Source organism: Pseudoglutamicibacter albus (genome assembly GCF_031458175.1).
In the GTDB taxonomy this organism is placed as follows: Bacteria; Actinomycetota; Actinomycetes; order Actinomycetales; family Micrococcaceae; genus Pseudoglutamicibacter; species Pseudoglutamicibacter albus.
In genome coordinates this window covers 514,176-528,220 of record NZ_JAVDXX010000001.1, presented here as the reverse complement: position 1 = coordinate 528,220, position 14,045 = coordinate 514,176, and the positions used below count along the sequence as shown (strand labels likewise).

Genomic DNA, 14,045 nt, shown 5'->3' with positions numbered 1-14,045 from the left:
TCAATCCCAACCGGTAAAACTCAAGCCCACAGCTTGCGGGCTTTATCGCGCGCCCACTCTTCGGCGGCCAAAACCCCTTCAACACTACGGCCATACTCTGCCGTGTTCGCATCCGAGTCATAAGCCTCAACCACCTCGGCCACGACCTCGACGATCCTCCGGAAACCGATCGCGCCGTCGTGGAAAGCATCCACCGCTTCCTCATTGGCTGCGTTATACACGGCCATGTGCGTCGGTGAAGCCTCTTGCGCTTTCTTCGCAAGCTCGATAGCAGGGAACGCCTCATGATCCATCGGGAAAAACTCCCACGTATGAGCCTGCGTCCAATCCACCGGTGTGCACGCCCCCGGCAGGCGATCCGGCCAATTCAAACCCAACGCGATCGGCAACCCCATATCCGGTGGAGACGCCTGCGCAATCGTGGAACCATCCACGAACTCGACCATCGAATGCACCACCGACTGCGGATGCACTACCGGAACAATCCGCTCCAGCGGGACGTCGAACAGCAGATGCGCCTCAATCACTTCAAGCGCCTTATTCACCAAGGTCGCCGAATTGGTTGTGACCACACGCCCCATATCCCAGGTAGGGTGAGCCAAGGCCTGCTGCGGGGTGACTTCCTCAAGCTGGTGCGCGTTCCAGCCGCGGAACGGACCGCCCGATGCGGTGATGATCAAACGCTCAACCTCACCACGCGCTCCCGAACGCAAGGCCTGCGCGATCGCTGAATGCTCCGAATCCACAGGAACGATCTGCCCCGGCGATGCCGCATTCATCACCAGCCGGCCGCCAGCAACCAGTGACTCCTTATTAGCCAACGCCACCACAGAACCGGCCTCAATAGCCGCCAGCGTAGGCCGCAAACCGCGCGAACCCGTGACCCCGTTGAGCACCACATCCACATCAGGCAACGCCGCACACGCGCGCGCCGCGCTGTCACCAACCACAACCTCGGGTACATAAGCGTCCAGGCCCGCGACATCGACGTCAACCTCACCGACACCGGCAAGCTCAAGCCGCCCCTCACGTGAAGCAACCTCCTTAGCACCTGCCAGATGCAGCAAGAAGCCGCCGCGCACATCGTCGGCACTCATCCCCTCAGCGCCAGCCAAACCCACCACACTGGTGCGGAACGCCACCGCCTGCAACGCTAATTCGCGAGCCTGCTGCCCCGCAGAAATAGCCCGCACCGCAAACCGGTCCCCCGCACGGGCGATCTGCGCCAAAGCCTGAGTACCGATCGACCCCGTCGAACCCACAATCACAACAGACCTAGCCACAACAAGCTCCCTCACAAACCGAACAACCCAGCATCAACAATAAAAACCAGCAACCCCACCACACTGCTGCGGAAGCGCCCCAGCATCTACAGGCAAACGCGCCCCTGCTAGTGTGCCACGACTAGCCAACGCAGCTGGCACCCGAAACCGGTGATAGCCCAACATTGAGGCAAAACCCAGGTGGGCACCATCTGGCCTAAGATAGATAAGCAATACATATTCATTCATTAGCACCCGGAGGAAACATGCGCCTGCGCCCCGTTGAACCCGCGGACCTCGAGCACTTCTTCGCTCACCAACAGGACCCGGACGCCAACCATATGGCGGCCTTCAGCGCCCGCAACCCCAGCGACCGCAGCGTCTTCGACTATCACTGGGGCCTCATGTTGCGCGACCCTAAAATCCAGGTGCGCACCATTGAGCACGATGGTGAAGTAGCCGGATCGATCGTCATGGCTTTCCACGAGGACTACGCGGAGCTTTCCTTCTGGACTGATAAATCCTTCTGGAACCAGGGAGTCACCACCGCCGCCGTGGAAGCGATGCTGGAGGAATTCCCGCAGCGGCCTGTTCGCGCATCCGTGGTGGCTGACAACGTGGGAACCCACAAGATCCTTGAAGGCCGCGGTTTCAAACAAGTCGACCAGACCAGGGACTTCTCCAACGCGCGCGGAGAAATCGTCGCCGAAGACCACTTCGAACTCAGCTGACACGCTGATCTCTGTAGCTAAAACACGTAGCTGATATGCGTAGCTGTGCTCCGTGACCGCACACCCTTGAGCAATAACAGGTGAGCAATAGCAGTTGACCAATAACAGGTGAGCAATAATATTTGAGTAATACAGTTATCTAACGTTTGGGCCCGGCACCTTGTGGTGCCGGGCCCAAGCGTTGACCACGCGCTAGTGGGTCATCGTTCTAGTGGGTCGTCTTGGCCGCGTTAGTCGATCGCGGCCATGAGTTCGATGGTGCGGTCCAAGAACGCATCCACCTGGTTCTCTTCATAGCCTTCATCGCCCTCAGCGCGCCTAAACACCACACGGCGTACATCGTCAACGCTCAGGGGGACATCGTGTTCGAAGTACTGGATGAGACGGTCACACAACGCGTCGACGTCTGCGATGTTATAGGACGGTACGTTCCGTTTGGATGGACGGCGGAAACGCTCCCCCGGCGCTCGATGCAGACGAGCCCGCAACACCATCGCGACCTGAGAGATGTTCTCAAGCCAACGGTCGTGGCCTTCAGACTCGATCAGGGCGTTGCGTTCACGGGCCGCGAAGACGTCCTCGAGCCTGTCCAAGGCCGCATCGACTTCGCGAGGATCATAGCCGCCCCTGACCGGGTCGAACGTTGCCCGCCGCACTACAGAGCTCGTGACAACGTCCCTGTTCAGGTTCTCCGCCTCATACGTCTTACGGGCACGCGCCAAGAAATCCTCGACCTGACCGGTGTCGTATCCAAAGGCGTCGTCAGCCACCCGTGCAAACAAAGTGCCAGCCAGACCGGCGTTATCCGTTCGAGCCACCGTGGCGCTCCTTCGATAGAGGTATGTGCAAGTGAGAGTTTATCTGAGGGTTAGGCCAGCGCTTCAGCCAACATAACCACTGCGTAGCCGAAAGGCATCGCAAACAAGAGGGAATCCAGGCGGTCCATCATGCCGCCGTGCCCCGGCAACAAGTTAGACATGTCCTTGACCCCGAGCGCACGCTTGACCATCGACTCAGCGAAATCGCCCAACGTGGCGCACACGACCGTCGCAATAGCCAAGACAACGCCAAGCCACCACGGTATCTGCAGAACCCACAGGCACAACGCGATACCCACGATGGTCGCGCCCAGCAGCGAACCTGCGAAGCCCTCCCAGGACTTCTTAGGGCTGATGCGTGCCGCCATCGGATGCTTACCCAGGGTCACCCCGACGATGTAGCCGAACGTGTCGTTAGAGACCACCAGCAGAACAACCGTGAGCAACGCGGCAGCACCACGCTCGGTTTGAAAAATCAAGAACGCGAAAGAGGCCAGCAGCGGGACCCACCCCACCACTAGAACGCTCAGCCCGATCGACTGTGAGCCGTGCGAACGCCCCTCAAGCAGGTTCCAGATCACCACGAGCACAAGGCAGGCGGTCAACCCCAAGGAGAGCGCGACAGGCCCGTAGATGCCCGCAAGCAACGGCAAAGCGACGCTCGTGATGAGAAGTGGTGCCAACGGAATAGGGATACCCGTGCGCGCCTTGAGCGCACGCGAGACTTCCCACGAACCGATACCTGCAACCAAGCAACCGAGCGCGATCAGCAGATAGGGAAAAACAAAAAGCCCGAGACCAAGCACGGCGAGAAGACCCGCGCCCACGCCGATCGCCGCCGGAAGGTTACGGCCCGCTTTAGACGGTTTCGGCTCAGGCAAATCATTCGGATCAGGAACACTCAGCGGTTCCAGCGCCCCGTACGGTGCAGGTAGCGCACCTTCTTCAGGCACGGCATCCTGCCCAGCCAACGCATCCCTGTCATACGTTGCAGTTGCATCCTGTTCAAACAGGGCAGTTGCATCGTGTCCGAACCGCGCCGGTGCTTCCTCTTGATGCGCTGCCGTTGCATCCTGCTCATACAGCGCGGTTGCATCCTGTTCAGCCTCCACAGCAGCAACAGGCTCGGGCGTTTCATCGTAGGCAGGCTCCCACGCCGCATTTTGATCGGCCCTCCACCCCCGCAGCTCAGCCGGCTCCGGCGCCTCAACGATAGGCTGCGGCGCCGTGTGAGTCTCCTGCGCTGTGTGAACCTCCTGCGCTGTGTTGGCTTCAGCCACGGGTTCGGTGGTGTCGGCTTGTGCGTTGCCGGTTTCGAGAACTGGTGCCTCAAGATCCTTCGCTTCGGGGGTCTCAGCTTCCGCTGCCGCGGCTGCCGCGGCTGCTGCTCGCTCGGCTTGACGGCGTGCCCGCCTGCTCCCGGGTGCTGCAGGACGCCTTGAAGCGCGCGATGGCGCATCGACATGCGTCGATGCGGCACGGCGCGCTCGCGTCTCATCAACAGACACCGATGAGCCCAGCCCCTCGACAGGGCTGGACTCATTCCGGAAACCAGACGTGTACGTCATTAGATCTCGAGGAGCTCGGCTTCCTTGTTCTTGGTCATCTCGTCGACCTGCTCGCCGAACTCACGAACCATCTGGTTCAGTTCGTTCTCGCCTCGTTTGACGTCGTCTTCGCCAACGCCGCCGTCCTCTTCAAGTTCCTTGAGCATGTCATTGCCCTTACGGCGATGGTTACGCAGGGCTACCTTGTGCTCTTCAGCCTTGGTGCGCACAAGCTTGACGTACTCGTTGCGGCGTTCCTCGGTCAGCTCCGGCATCGTGATGCGGATCTGGCGGCCGTCGTTGGATGGGTTAGCGCCGATCTCCGAATCGGAAAGCGCCTTCTCGATCGCGCGGATCGAGGAGGCATCGTAAGGGTTGATGAGGATAGTGCGCGCATCCGGCACCTGGAAGGAGGCCAGCTGCTGAAGCGGGGTGAAGGAGCCGTAGTACTCAACCATCACTTTGGCGTATAGGCCCGGGTTTGCCCGGCCGGTACGGACAGTTGCGAAGTCTTCTTGAGCTGCTTCGATCGTACGTTCCATAGCGGAGCGGGTTTCGCCCAGCACTTCCTGGATCATCGGAACTCCTTCGAGGGTTCTATTTACACCGTCAACGTGCACCACAGGTTATACGTACCAAAGGTGCATCTTGTCATACATCTTAGGCTACTCACTCGCTTTGCTAAGCCCCAGGGCTACCCTGTTTGGCTTCTAGCGTTACCACCTACCTCATGGGCTAGGCCGCCACTTTAGGCGACTGTGACGTGAGTTCCCTGGGCGGTGCCGCGGATCGCTGCCGCGACGTTGCCTTCGCCTTCCATGCCGAAAACGAACATTTCCAGGCCGTTGTCCTTACACATCGTCATCGCGGTCTGATCCATGACCCGGATGTTGCCGGCAAGGGCTTCGCTGTAAGTGAGTTTCTCGAACTTCTTGGCGTCAGGGTTGGTTTTCGGGTCCGCGGTGTAGACACCGTCGACACCGGATTTGGCCATCAAAACCTGGTCAGCGTGGACTTCAAGCGCCCGCTGGGCCGCGACCGTATCGGTTGAGAAGTATGGGAGGCCAGCACCTGCACCAAAGATCACGACGCGGTCTTTCTGCAGGTGGCGGATCGCGCGGCGTGGAATGTACTCTTCAGCGACCTGGGACATCGAAATGGCGGACTGGACGCGGGTCTCAACACCGGTCTGTTCCAGGAAGTCCTGAAGCGCCAGGCAGTTCATGACGGTTCCGAGCATCCCCATGTAGTCAGCGCGGGAACGGTCCATACCGGATTCCGCGAGCTCAGCTCCGCGGAAGAAGTTGCCGCCGCCAACAACGATCGCTGTTTCTACCTCGCCTACGGTCGAGGCGATCTGTTCGGCGATGCGCCGCACGGTCGCCGGGTCCACGCCCAGCTTGCCGCCACCAAACACCTCTCCCGAGAGCTTCAATAGGACTCGCCGGCGCTGCTTGCTAGGGGTGTTCGACATCAAGGCTCCTTTAGGCGTTCAAGGTGGGTAGGCAATCGACCTTTATTTTCGCATACGCCGCCCGCCGCTATTCGAGGCGTGTCGGTTGCGTCACTCACGAGCCGTGACCCGTTGCGCTCCACGATGCGGCAGCCGGCTTTAAACGGTTGCGCCCGCACTCGTGACGAGTGCGGGCACACCTGGTGTCTATCGGAGCGTGAGGCCCCTACCAGCGTTGTTAGGCGCCAACGCGGAAACGTGCGAAGGCGACAGCCTTGGCACCAGCTGCATCCAGGACCTGCTGGATGGACTGCTTGGTGTCCTTAGCGAATGGCTGATCAACCAGGACCTTCTCCTTGAAGAAGCCGGTCATGCGGCCGTCGATGATCTTCGGCAGTGCCTGCTCTGGCTTACCCTCGGCGCGTGCGGTCTCTTCAGCGATGCGGCGCTCTTCAGCGACCAGGTCCTCGGGGACGTCCTCGCGGGTGAGGTAGACAGGAGCCATAGCTGCTGCGTGGACAGCCACGTCGTGAGCTGCGGTTTCAGCGGCTTCACCAGTGCCGTCGACTGCGAAGAGAACGCCAACCTGTGCAGGCAGGTCCTGCGAGGTCTTGTGCAGGTATGCCTTCACGAGTGGGCCTTCAACCTTTTCGATGCGGCGCAGCTGGATCTTCTCGCCCAGAACACCGCTGAGCTCCTCGATCTCCTCAGCGACAGTGTTCTCGCCGATCTTTGCGGCGAGCAAAGCGTCAACGTCAGCGACGTTGTTAGCTACTGCGGCATCGAGGGCCTTGTTTGCCAGCTCAACGAACTTCTCGTTCTTAGCGACGAAGTCAGTCTCAGCGTTGAGTTCGAGCATGTAGCCTGCACCGTCAACAACCTTTGCGGCCACGAGGCCTTCAGCGGTTGCGCGGCCTTCACGCTTGGATGCCTTGTTGAGGCCCTTCACGCGGATGATCTCGAGGGCCTTGGCGGTATCGCCGTCAGCCTCATCGAGAGCCTTCTTGACATCCATCATGCCGGCGCCGGTGCGCTCACGCAGTTCCTTGATGTCTGCGGTGGTGTAGTTCGCCATTCGAGTTATCCCCGTTCGTAGGAAGTTGTGATGGACGGAAAATTACTTGGACTCGGTAGCCGCCTGGCCACCGTCTTCTTCAGCCTTCTCAGCTGGAGCTTCCTCAGCCTGTGCGGTTGGGTTCTCACCCTCGAGGAGTTCGCGCTCCCACTCCGCCATTGGCTCTTCGGCTTCGCCCTTGTTACCGCCCTGGCGAGCCATGAGGCCCTCTGCGACGGCGTCTGCGACAACGCGGGTCAGCAGGGATACGGAGCGGATGGCGTCATCGTTACCTGGGATTGGGTACTGGACCTCATCTGGGTCGCAGTTGGTGTCGAGGATCGCGACAACTGGGATGCCCAGCTTGGTTGCCTCGTCGACTGCGAGGTGTTCCTTCTTGGTGTCGACAACCCACAGCATGGATGGGGTGCGGTTCATGTTGCGGATACCGCCGAGGTTTGCGCGCAGCTTGGTCAGCTCGCGCTCAAGCAGCAGCAGTTCCTTCTTGGTGTACTTCGAACCTGCTACGTCGTCGAAGTCGATCTCTTCGAGTTCCTTCATGCGGTTAACACGCTTGGAAACGGTAGCGAAGTTGGTGAGCATGCCGCCCAACCAGCGGTGGTTGACGTATGGCATGTTCACGCGCTGAGCCTGCTCAGCGATGGCTTCCTGGGCCTGCTTCTTAGTGCCGACGAACAGGATCGTGCCGCCGTGGGCTACGGTCTGCTTGATGAAGTCGTATGCACGGTCGATGTAGGACAGCGACTGCTGCAGGTCAATGATGTAGATGCCGTTGCGCTCGGTCATGATGAAGCGGCGCATCTTTGGGTTCCAGCGGCGGGTCTGGTGGCCGAAGTGGACACCGGAATCGAGCAACTGGCGCATGGTCACGACGGACATTGCGTTCTCCTTGTACGGGCACGGTGGCCCTGTTGTATTTGACGGTTATTGGCCAGGCATTGCGCCGGCCCCTAGTGAAAACGCACCGTTTGGTCGCTTCATCCGTTTCCAACATCGCACCAAGCCTGGACAGGTTTGGCTGTTGTTGGACCGTGGGATGGGCGTGCATGCCTGTGATGCGCATCGATGATGATGTATATCGGCGACATGCAGCGTCTTCACGCGAAGTCAGTTTCGGGCACACGAGATCGCACGCACAAAACTGCTATTCCAAGTCTACATCATGTTTTGGGGCTCTTCAGAGTTGAGTGTGGGGTGCGGCATCCAGCCCGCCAGTGATCATCAGCATGCGGAGTCGGATATCGGTCGACGCATGGCATACTGAGCGAATGCTTTCGGTTGCTACGCTTTTCGCCTTTGGAGTTGCGGTGACTCCGCTTGTGATCACTCCGGGCGCAAGCTTTACGTTGGTGAGTTCACGAGGGCTGGTGGGGGACAGGCGTGGTGCTTGGGCTGTGATCGTGGGGACGGCTGCCGGAATCATCAGCCATGGTGTGCTTGCGGGGCTGGGACTCGCCGGGGTGGTGGTGCGCTCCGCGGAGTTGTATCAGGTTCTGCGGCTGGTTGGCGCGATGTATCTGATCGGCCTTGGTGCGTGGCTGGTGTGGCGCTCGCGGCTCAGCCGCGCCCCGGCGGAGAGAGAGCATGCCCGAAGCGACTCCAAATCCGTTGCGCAGGAGATAGGGCAGGCGTACTTGGCGAACGTGCTCAACGTGAAGGCGGCCACCGTGTACCTCACGCTGGCGCCACAGTTCGTGCCGATGGACCTGATCGGAGTGACTTCGATGCTGATGCTCGCTCTGGTCCATGTCTGCGTGATGGCCGTCTGGCTTGGGCTCTGGTCAACGGGGCTCGCGAAGCTGTCCAGCGCCTTCAGCGTAGCGTCCTGGAAGCGGTGGATTGACGTCGGAGGCGGGACGATTCTCATTGTTCTTGGCATCCGTACAGCTGCCGCGCGCGGGGAGGTGTAGTAGGCCAAGGCGTTGTCGACGATGGTGTGAAGGCATCAAGCCGAGGTTTCTCGCCGCAGGTGGTGTGGGGCAAACGGTAGTCGAAGTGGTGCCTCCAGACCCTGATCGATTCTCTGCGGTCGGTCTCGAAAGCGTACGGGCGGCGTCGTGAAGGCATTCATCGGCACGTAGCCGCCGGTGCGTTCGATCCTCCCGCTATGGAGGGTCATGTGGATCTTGGTGGGAGCACCCCTCGTTCACGCCCGGGAAGCGCGCGGTGGCCGCTGTCGCGGAACTGCTCCGCCTCGCTGTTGATGCTGTTCAGCCGGCGCGGGGTCCTACTATCAGTCTTCCGATGAGTGTTGCAGTCTCTCGGACGCAAGCCGCGCATAGACGAGGGTGTCGGTCCACTCGCCCTTACTGAACCAGTCCTGGATGTGATGCGCTTCGAGCCGGAGTCCGACGCGGCGAGCGAGTGCTGCGGAAGCGCTGTTGCGGGCATCCATCTGCGCAGTGATGCGGTGGAGCCTGTAGTGGTCGAACCCGAGGGCAAGCACTGCCCGGACGGCTTCGCTGGCGAAGCCGTGCCCGCCGTATGACGGGTCGAGAACCCACCCGATCTCGGCCTGGCGGTGCTCGGGGTCGGTGAGTCACAGTGCCACGTCGCCGATCGGGACGCCGTGATGCTCGATGACAGGCCCTCCGCAACCTCCTCTCGGATCATCCGCCGTACGGACTCGGGGGTGTAGGTGGGCTCTGGCAGGTGGCCGAAGCGCCGCACGGCCTCATCCCTGGTACCTGCTGCATACGCTTCCGCGTCCAGCTCGGAGAGCTGGCGCAGACGAGTGTTCTCACAGGTGATCGGGAGGAGGGAGACATCCAGCATGCACCTAAGCTAACAGGGATCGGATAACTGGCTCTTCAGAGTTGAGTGTGGGGTGAGGCATCCAGCCCGCCAGTGGTCAACAGCATGCGGAGTCGGTAGTGCTCGAAGTTTCTGAAGCCGCGAGCGATGCGACGACCGAGCTCGATGAGCCCGTTGATGGCCTCGGTGCCGCCGTTGCTGGCACCGTCGGTGTCGAAGTACGCCAGGAACGCTGTCCTCCACCGGCGCAGCGTCTTTCCCAGCCTCGCGATCTCCGGGATCGGGCAGGACGGCAACGAGTTGATGAGCTTCTCGGCCAGACGCCGACCCTGGGCAGGGGTGGGCTGGTGGAACACGTCACGGACGTCTTGGGCGCACATGTAGGCGACCTCGACCGCGACGTGATCGGGGTGGGCTGCGAACGCTGTTTCCAGGCGGGTCTGCTGGCGGGCGGTGAGGCGTTCCTGCCCGGCCCGGAGGATGTGACGGATGCCGTAGAGCGGGTCGCCCGTACGGCCTCGGTGGCCGAGGGTCTCCTGCTGGACCCGACGGCGCGCGTCATCGACGGCGCTGGTGGCGAGCTTGACGATGTGGAACGCATCCAGCACGCAGGTGGCGTCCTCGAGCTGGTCATCGATCGCGTTCTTGTAGCCCTGGAACGGGTCGAGTGTGGCGATCTCGACCTGCTTGCGGAACCCTTCGCCGCATTCGTCGAGCCAGTCCCGGTAGGCGTTGCCGGATCGGCCGGGGACGAGGTCGAGCAGCCTGGCGGTGGGGTGGGGTCCGTGAGTCAGGTCCACCATCCCGGTGGGCTCCTTCGGACCGCGCCGTCTTGGGTTGCGGTGGTGCCAGACATGCTCGTCCACGCCCAGGATCTGCACGCCCTCGAAGCGGGATGGGTCGTTCGCGGCCGCGATCAGGACTGGTCGGATCTGGGACCAGAGGGTGTTCCAGGTCGTGCCGAGCTGGCGGGCCAGGCCCTGGATCGTCGCCCCCTCACGGCCGAGTTGTCCGATTGCCCAGCGGATCGCGCGCGTGCTCAGCAGCCCTCGCGCAGCGCAGACGTTGGGGTTCTGCTCGACGAAGGTGGCGACGTCGCAGAGGGGCTCGCGGCAGATCCAGCGGCGTTTGCGCCACCGGATCCTCACCGGCCTGCCTGCCCAGGGCGCGTCGATCATCGAGGTCACGATCCGGCCATGCCCTGTGGCGATGACTCCACAGCCGGGGCATCCGGCGACGGGATCGCAGGACTCCACCTCGAGTACCAGGCTCGTGGGGTCTTTCAGTACTGCGGTCAGATGGAGGTTGGGGAAGTCGAGGAGGAGATCGCATCGGCAGCAGCGGTTGAGCGTGTCGGAGCAGGCGCACGTAGAGTTGGGCATCGTCGAGGTCCTTGGTGTGAGCAGAGGTTAGAGTCCGCTCATCATCGGGGACCTCGACGTCTACCCCCTAGCACCCGTGCCCGATCGGCGTGCCCACACTCAACTCTGAAGAGCCTGTTTTGGCTTGCGTTTTCCACCGATCCACAGTCTCTTTTGCGTCGGCTGTCTATCCACAATTTCGCTCGCCGATGCCCTTCCTCATCGATCCTGCAGTGGACTGTGAACCATGAAAACTCATAGCCCCTCCCCTGCTCGCAACCGCTTTTCGACTATCGTGCCCCTCCCCGGCACCGGCTTGCCTCGCACCGTGTTGTTATGCATGCTTGCCCTGATCTGCACGGTGGCTCTCACGGCGGCGAAACCGGTTCCGCCGGTCGGCCGTGAACCCACGGGCTCTGAATCCTGGGAAGACGTAGGGATGTTGCGTGGGTTCGAAGCCCCTGAGCATGTATGGAGTGCTGGAAGCCGCGGGGTCCAGTTGAAAGCTGCCGCCGGCGATGCGGTGGTTGCACCCGCCGACGGCGTGGTCAGCTTCGCTGGAAAAGTGGCAGGGCGGCCAGTGGTTGCGATCCAGTTACCTTCAGGCTGGCGTACAACCGTCGAACCTGTTGATGCATCGGTTCGCAAGGGCGACCGCGTTACTGCCGGCAAGCGCATCGGTACTGTCGCGGCGGGTGGCCCGTGTGATCAGCGATGTGTTCATTGGGGTTTAAAAACAGGCAGCGGGGCCAACGTCTTATACAGAGACCCCCGAACACTGCTCTCTGAACAGCCTTCGGTTTTGTGGCCGGATGCTGACACCCCGCCAGGATCCGGGCCCTAAAACTATGAGGGTCTAGACGTTAGCCCCGCTACTGTTGAGCGAATTCACGTTGGCGCGAGCTCGCTCACTTAGCTTGCGATACGTGGGTGCTCTTTCTCCCAGGTCTTCTCGAAGATCAGCTCGTCGTCGTTATATGCGAGCACATGGGAGTACGTGTAGATGTTCTCGGCATCACAGCTCATGCGTGTTGTCGCAAAAACCTTGGTGTCCCAGTCCATGTCTGGCCGGCGCATCCCCACGGTCCACACCGATTCGGTGCGTGCAGAGAGCGGATCGTCCTTATTGATCCAGTAGGTCTCAACCGTGTCTTCGTCATAGTGCAAGCCATCCGGGTACACGCGCGTGCCGCCATAGGCGGGGTCCACCTGCAACACGGTTTCGTTGGCCACCACGTCTTGAGAGATCAGCCGTTCAGGGCGCGCCGCACCCGCTGCCCCTGTTTCGCCTGCCTGCGGATACTTCACATCCAACGGAACTAGCCGGACTGGATCATCGAAGCGCACCGAAGCATCCGCAGCGGCACGCTCTGCCGCGCCTTCGCCGTCGGTGGGTTCACGGACCGGCAGCACCAGCGCGCTCGCGGCAGGATCAATACTGAACCCTTCCCCGCCTGGCTGCGGCCAGACCCACGGCCAGTAGGCACTCGAGACAGCTACACGGAGCACGTGGCCGGCAGGGAAACGGTAGCCCACTCCCGTGATCGGGACCTCAACCTCAACCCACTCGCCTACCGGCATCGCTACGGCCTTATCGCGGCCTTCGCGGGCGCTGAAGTTCAGGTTGCCGCGGGTCACCAAGGTCGAGGAGCCGTCTTGAGCGACATCGTTGATGCGCACATACACTTGGCCGCGTTCGGTCGGTGATGAGACCCGTAGCTTGACCGAAGCGTTGCCGAGCACGTCGATGTCTTCTGTCACCGGGAAGTCGAATACAACTGACTTACCGTCATCGCTACGCTGGTCCACCGGCAAGTCAGCTGCGTTGCCGTACGGGAAGTAACGGCCGGCGTCTGCACCCACATCCTGTGGTGAGGCCACACGCACCTCAAGAGCGCCATCGCTGTTGGTGCTCTGTGCGGCGAACGGTGAAACATGCGCACCGTCCAGGCTCAGCTCGGTTGGTTTGATGTGCGGGCTAGGCCACTGCTTTTCTGCAACCCAGCGGCCCGGCATCTTGTCATAGGCGGAACGCGGCGGCACCGAATCGGTGATCCAGCCCCGGAATAGCGGAGTATCCATCGCGCCGTTGTCTTTGCCCTTGAGCCAATGATCCCACCAGCGCAGGGTCTCACCCAAGAAGTCGATGTGCGGGCCGGGGCGCAAGTCGCGGTCAGGATACTGATGCGCCCACGGGCCTACGATGCCGCGGACATTCTTACCGAGTGCGGACAGATGCTCGGTCAGCCGCAGGACGGTGTCACGGTATGGGTCATACCAGCCGCCCACCGCCATGACCGCGGCGTCAAGCGAGCTGTAGTCTTCGCACACAGATCCGTGTTTCCAGTAGTCGTCACGGACCTGGTGCCCAACCCACGTGTCGATGAACGGCTCGATGTTCTCAAGCCGGTACTTCCACTGATCGAGCCAGTTCTCGCCCCACACCCGCTTATCAACCGGGCGGGATTCGAACGCGAGCATCGTTCCGGCCCACGCGTGCATGTCGATCCCAAGCATCGAGCCGCCGAAATAGTGCACGTCGTTGTCGTAGCGGTCATCAGTTGAGCACACTGTGACGATCGCTTTCAACGCTTCTGGCTGATAGCTCGCTAGCTGTAACGAGTTGAACCCGCCCCAGCTGATGCCGAACATACCGACCTTGCCCGTGCACCAGTCTTGCTTGGCGATCCACTCGATCACCTCAAGCCCGTCATTGTGCTCTTGCTGATCGTATTCATCCCCCGGTACGCCTTCACTGCTGCCGTGGCCGCGGATGTCCACGCGAATGGATGCGTAGCCGTGGCCTGCATAGAACGGGTGCCGTTCGTGATCGCGCGGGGCAGTCCAGTCTCCGTGGCGGTACGGCAGATATTCCAGGATCGCTGGAACCGGATCATCAGTTACAGGCATCCATGCTTTCATCCACAATCGTGTGCCATCGCTGAGAGGAATCCAGTCCTCAACGATCTCGACTTTAAACGGAAGGTCTTCAGGTTTCAGCATGTCCACTCCCTACCTCTAAGTTGTTGCTTCTACGCTGCGGA

13 protein-coding genes are annotated in these 14,045 nt (G+C 61.2%); 3 read left to right on the top strand and 10 right to left on the bottom strand.

Annotated features, from left to right (window positions below; translation table 11 throughout):
* Positions 1–20 precede the first annotated feature (20 nt).
* Positions 21–1,283 (bottom strand): 1-deoxy-D-xylulose-5-phosphate reductoisomerase, encoded by a 1,263-nt coding sequence (gene dxr / locus J2S67_RS02255; RefSeq protein ID WP_310245878.1) that lies wholly within the window; start codon positions 1,281–1,283, stop codon positions 21–23.
* Between the two features lie 245 nt (positions 1,284–1,528).
* On the opposite strand from dxr, the gene J2S67_RS02250 reads away from it, so the two are divergent.
* The gene (locus J2S67_RS02250; RefSeq protein ID WP_052048563.1) at positions 1,529–1,993 is read left to right on the top strand and encodes a GNAT family N-acetyltransferase; all 465 of its coding nucleotides are present in this window, start codon (positions 1,529–1,531) and stop codon (positions 1,991–1,993) included.
* 230 nt (positions 1,994–2,223) lie between these two features.
* On the opposite strand, the gene J2S67_RS02245 is transcribed toward J2S67_RS02250, so the two are convergent.
* The 6 genes from J2S67_RS02245 to rpsB all read right to left on the bottom strand — a co-directional run bounded on the left by J2S67_RS02245 (position 2,224) and on the right by rpsB (position 7,765).
* Positions 2,224–2,811: a DivIVA domain-containing protein gene (locus tag J2S67_RS02245; RefSeq protein ID WP_370977533.1), complete on the bottom strand. Its 588-nt coding sequence runs from the start codon at positions 2,809–2,811 to the stop codon at positions 2,224–2,226.
* Positions 2,812–2,861: 50 nt separating this feature from the next.
* On the bottom strand, positions 2,862–4,379 hold the full coding sequence (locus J2S67_RS02240) for a phosphatidate cytidylyltransferase (RefSeq protein ID WP_083285538.1): 1,518 nt from the start codon (positions 4,377–4,379) through the stop codon (positions 2,862–2,864).
* Complete coding sequence (frr, locus tag J2S67_RS02235) at positions 4,379–4,936, bottom strand: ribosome recycling factor (protein ID WP_070490706.1); 558 nt, start codon at positions 4,934–4,936, stop codon at positions 4,379–4,381. The genes J2S67_RS02240 and frr overlap by 1 nt, the downstream gene beginning before the upstream one ends.
* Before the next feature lie 170 nt (positions 4,937–5,106).
* Positions 5,107–5,832 (bottom strand): UMP kinase, encoded by a 726-nt coding sequence (pyrH, locus tag J2S67_RS02230; RefSeq protein WP_035756906.1) that lies wholly within the window; start codon positions 5,830–5,832, stop codon positions 5,107–5,109.
* A gap of 217 nt (positions 5,833–6,049) precedes the next feature.
* On the bottom strand, positions 6,050–6,886 hold the full coding sequence (gene tsf, locus J2S67_RS02225) for a translation elongation factor Ts (protein WP_070490705.1): 837 nt from the start codon (positions 6,884–6,886) through the stop codon (positions 6,050–6,052).
* 42 nt (positions 6,887–6,928) lie between these two features.
* The gene (gene rpsB / locus J2S67_RS02220) at positions 6,929–7,765 is read right to left on the bottom strand and encodes a 30S ribosomal protein S2 (RefSeq protein WP_035756896.1); all 837 of its coding nucleotides are present in this window, start codon (positions 7,763–7,765) and stop codon (positions 6,929–6,931) included.
* Positions 7,766–8,154: 389 nt separating this feature from the next.
* On the opposite strand from rpsB, the gene J2S67_RS02215 reads away from it, so the two are divergent.
* Positions 8,155–8,796: a LysE family translocator gene (locus tag J2S67_RS02215; RefSeq protein WP_035756893.1), complete on the top strand. Its 642-nt coding sequence runs from the start codon at positions 8,155–8,157 to the stop codon at positions 8,794–8,796.
* A 323-nt stretch (positions 8,797–9,119) separates the two neighbouring features.
* Here J2S67_RS02215 and J2S67_RS02210 read toward each other — a convergent pair whose 3' ends face one another.
* The gene (locus J2S67_RS02210) at positions 9,120–9,395 is read right to left on the bottom strand and encodes a GNAT family N-acetyltransferase (RefSeq protein ID WP_232219312.1); all 276 of its coding nucleotides are present in this window, start codon (positions 9,393–9,395) and stop codon (positions 9,120–9,122) included.
* 301 nt (positions 9,396–9,696) lie between these two features.
* Positions 9,697–11,022 (bottom strand): ISL3 family transposase, encoded by a 1,326-nt coding sequence (locus J2S67_RS02205; protein WP_141739871.1) that lies wholly within the window; start codon positions 11,020–11,022, stop codon positions 9,697–9,699.
* 319 nt (positions 11,023–11,341) lie between these two features.
* Here J2S67_RS02205 and J2S67_RS02200 point away from each other — a divergent pair, with 319 nt between their 5' ends.
* Positions 11,342–11,845 (top strand): M23 family metallopeptidase, encoded by a 504-nt coding sequence (locus tag J2S67_RS02200; RefSeq protein ID WP_070490753.1) that lies wholly within the window; start codon positions 11,342–11,344, stop codon positions 11,843–11,845.
* A 68-nt stretch (positions 11,846–11,913) separates the two neighbouring features.
* Here J2S67_RS02200 and J2S67_RS02195 read toward each other — a convergent pair whose 3' ends face one another.
* Positions 11,914–14,004 (bottom strand): CocE/NonD family hydrolase, encoded by a 2,091-nt coding sequence (locus J2S67_RS02195; RefSeq protein WP_310245865.1) that lies wholly within the window; start codon positions 14,002–14,004, stop codon positions 11,914–11,916.
* Positions 14,005–14,045: the final 41 nt, after the last annotated feature.

What these genes read in the sequence shown, in the direction of transcription:
- J2S67_RS02250 (WP_052048563.1), top strand. Translation starts at nt 1,529, where the DNA reads ATGCGCCTGCGCCCCGTTGAACCCGCGGACCTCGAGCACTTCTTCGCT.
- J2S67_RS02240 (WP_083285538.1), bottom strand. Translation starts at nt 4,379, where the DNA reads ATGACGTACACGTCTGGTTTCCGGAATGAGTCCAGCCCTGTCGAGGGG.
- frr (WP_070490706.1), bottom strand. Translation starts at nt 4,936, where the DNA reads ATGATCCAGGAAGTGCTGGGCGAAACCCGCTCCGCTATGGAACGTACG.
- pyrH (WP_035756906.1), bottom strand. Translation starts at nt 5,832, where the DNA reads ATGTCGAACACCCCTAGCAAGCAGCGCCGGCGAGTCCTATTGAAGCTC.
- tsf (WP_070490705.1), bottom strand. Translation starts at nt 6,886, where the DNA reads ATGGCGAACTACACCACCGCAGACATCAAGGAACTGCGTGAGCGCACC.
- rpsB (WP_035756896.1), bottom strand. Translation starts at nt 7,765, where the DNA reads ATGTCCGTCGTGACCATGCGCCAGTTGCTCGATTCCGGTGTCCACTTC.
- J2S67_RS02215 (WP_035756893.1), top strand. Translation starts at nt 8,155, where the DNA reads ATGCTTTCGGTTGCTACGCTTTTCGCCTTTGGAGTTGCGGTGACTCCG.
- J2S67_RS02205 (WP_141739871.1), bottom strand. Translation starts at nt 11,022, where the DNA reads ATGCCCAACTCTACGTGCGCCTGCTCCGACACGCTCAACCGCTGCTGC.
- J2S67_RS02200 (WP_070490753.1), top strand. Translation starts at nt 11,342, where the DNA reads ATGCTTGCCCTGATCTGCACGGTGGCTCTCACGGCGGCGAAACCGGTT.
- J2S67_RS02195 (WP_310245865.1), bottom strand. Translation starts at nt 14,004, where the DNA reads ATGCTGAAACCTGAAGACCTTCCGTTTAAAGTCGAGATCGTTGAGGAC.